The 2,048-nt window shown below is 73.9% G+C and carries 4 protein-coding genes; 3 read left to right on the top strand and 1 reads right to left on the bottom strand.

Translation table 11 applies throughout. From position 1 onward, the window contains the following. Positions 1-270: 270 nt before the first annotated feature. Positions 271-633, bottom strand: a complete 363-nt coding sequence (locus HGA02_RS17565) for a YciI family protein (protein WP_168680518.1) — start codon at positions 631-633, stop codon at positions 271-273. A 167-nt stretch (positions 634-800) separates the two neighbouring features. Between HGA02_RS17565 and HGA02_RS17560 the strand changes: the two genes are divergently transcribed. From HGA02_RS17560 to HGA02_RS17550, 3 genes are all read left to right on the top strand, one after another. Next, positions 801-1,136, top strand: coding sequence for an ArsR/SmtB family transcription factor (locus tag HGA02_RS17560; protein WP_168680516.1), 336 nt, complete (start codon positions 801-803; stop codon positions 1,134-1,136). Continuing rightward, positions 1,133-1,516 carry a VOC family protein gene (locus tag HGA02_RS17555; protein ID WP_210728761.1) on the top strand — a complete coding sequence of 128 codons (384 nt, stop codon included), beginning with the start codon at positions 1,133-1,135 and terminating at the stop codon, positions 1,514-1,516. Before HGA02_RS17560 ends, HGA02_RS17555 begins: the two co-directional genes overlap by 4 nt. A gap of 72 nt (positions 1,517-1,588) precedes the next feature. Continuing rightward, on the top strand, positions 1,589-2,048 hold a 460-nt coding region (locus HGA02_RS17550; RefSeq protein WP_168680514.1), incomplete at its 3' end, for an SDR family NAD(P)-dependent oxidoreductase.

The following is a 2,048-nucleotide window of genomic DNA, read 5'->3' as shown; positions in this document are numbered from 1 at the left end:
CGTGCCCGGACCGGCGGGCTGCGGACCCCTGCGCGTGCCGCGCAGCCCGCCGGTCGTGAGCTCGTCGAGCAGGTCGGTCCCGCGTGCGGGCCGCGTCGACGTGCCGCCGTAGCGGAGGACGACGAACCTCATGCGGACGCACCCGGGACCGTGGTCGTGGTGCCGGTCGGCGCGGTGCGCGGACGGCGGGGCTGCGTGGGCATCGGGGCCTCCTGGCGGTGCGGGGTGTCGACGGGATGACGGGGGAGCCGTGCCCCGATCGACACCGCCTCAGAAGTCGAGGATCGCGACGGGCCGGACCTCGATCGTGTACGACGGCGGGAGCCGACGGGCGTGGTCGACGACGGCGTCCTGCGACGCGGCCTCGACGAGGTAGAAGCCGCCGAGCTGCTCGGTGGTCTCGGCGAACGGCCCGTCGGTGGTCAGCCGGTCCTCGCCGGGTCGCAGCGTGGTCGCGTGCACGGTCGGCCGGAGCGCGTCGCTCGAGAGGATCGTGACGTCGTGCTCGGCGGCGTTCTGCTCGTAGTCGCGGTGCCGGACGAGGTACACCTCCTGCTGCTCGGGGGTGGCGGTCGCCCAGAGGTTCTCGTCCTCGTACAGCAGGACCATCCAGCGGTCGCGGTCGTCGGTCATGTCAGCTCCTCGTCGGGCGTGCGGGCCGGCGGTGTGCCGGGTCGGTGAGGTGGGTCGGCCCGGCGTCCAGGGACACCGTGCACCGGGATGACGCGCGGCGGTAGCCGGAATCGACGACGAACCCGCATCCGTTGACATGCAAGTGCCGACTTGCCTATAACGGTGCCATGCCCGACGAGGTGTACAAGGCGCTCGCGGACCCGACGCGCCGCGTGATCCTCGACGAGCTGCAGGAACGCGACGGGCAGTCGCTGTTCGAGATCTGCTCGCGCCTCGCGATGAAGCACGGCCTGTCGTCGACCCGGCAGGCGATCTCCCAGCACCTCGACGTGCTCGAGGCCGCGGGGCTGGTCGTCGTCCGGCGCGAGGGCCGGTACAAGCTGCACCACCTCGACACGTCCCCGCTCGCCGAGATCACGCGCCGCTGGCCGGTCCGTGACGTCGGTGGCACAGGCGGGAGCACCCCCAGCGACACCCACACCCCCGGAGGGACCGACCGATGATCCGCCTCACCGTGACCAGCGTCTTCGTCGACGACCAGGCCAAGGCGCTCGACTTCTACACCCGCGTCCTCGGCTTCGTGCCGAAGAACGACGTCCCGCTGGGCGAGGACCGGTGGCTCACCGTCGTCTCGCCCGCCGACCCCGACGGCGTCGAGCTCCTGCTGGAGCCCGACAAGCACCCCGTCGTCGGCCCGTACAAGGCCGGTCTGGTCGAGGACGGCATCCCCGCGGCGTCGTTCGGGGTCGACGACGTGCACGCCGAGTACGAGCGGCTGACCGCCGCGGGCGTGCGGTTCGTGCAGCCGCCGACGGCGATGGGGCCCGTGACGACGGCCGTGCTCGACGACACCTGCGGCAACCTCGTCCAGCTCGCGAGCTGAGCGCCCACCGCTCCGCCCTGGCGTGACCGGCGGAGCGGTGGCACGGTGTCCCGCGTCGACGAGGAGGCGGTCATGCGACGTGCGGTCGTGACGGGCGGGGGGACGGGCATCGGGCGCGCGGTCGCGCGACGGCTGGCGGCCGACGGGGACCGCGTGGTGCTCGTCGGGCGCCGCGAGGACGTCCTGCGCGAGGCGGCGACCGCGATCGACGCCGAGGCAGGCAGGGCGGTCGCCGACGTCGAGACGGCGGACCTGCGCGAGCCCGACGAGGTGGCGGCGCTGACCGTCCGGCTGCTCGACGGCGGCCCGGTCGACGTGCTGGTGCTCAACGCGGGCGGGATGCTCGAGCCCGACGGCGACGACCTCGCCGCGACTGCGCGCCTGTGGGTCGACGACTTCCGTCTCAACGTCCTGACGACGGTCCTGCTGGGGGAGGCGCTGCTGCCGCACCTCCCGCGGCCGGGCGGTCGCGTCGTGGCGGTGTCGTCGGTGGCGGCGCTGCGGGGCGCGGGGTCCTACGGCGCGGCGAAGG

Source organism: Cellulomonas septica (assembly GCF_012396155.1).
Taxonomy (GTDB): domain Bacteria; phylum Actinomycetota; class Actinomycetes; order Actinomycetales; family Cellulomonadaceae; genus Cellulomonas; species Cellulomonas septica.
This window is presented reverse-complemented; position numbering and strand designations above follow the sequence as displayed.

What these genes read in the sequence shown, in the direction of transcription:
- HGA02_RS17565 (WP_168680518.1), bottom strand. Translation starts at nt 633, where the DNA reads ATGACCGACGACCGCGACCGCTGGATGGTCCTGCTGTACGAGGACGAG.
- HGA02_RS17560 (WP_168680516.1), top strand. Translation starts at nt 801, where the DNA reads ATGCCCGACGAGGTGTACAAGGCGCTCGCGGACCCGACGCGCCGCGTG.
- HGA02_RS17555 (WP_210728761.1), top strand. Translation starts at nt 1,133, where the DNA reads ATGATCCGCCTCACCGTGACCAGCGTCTTCGTCGACGACCAGGCCAAG.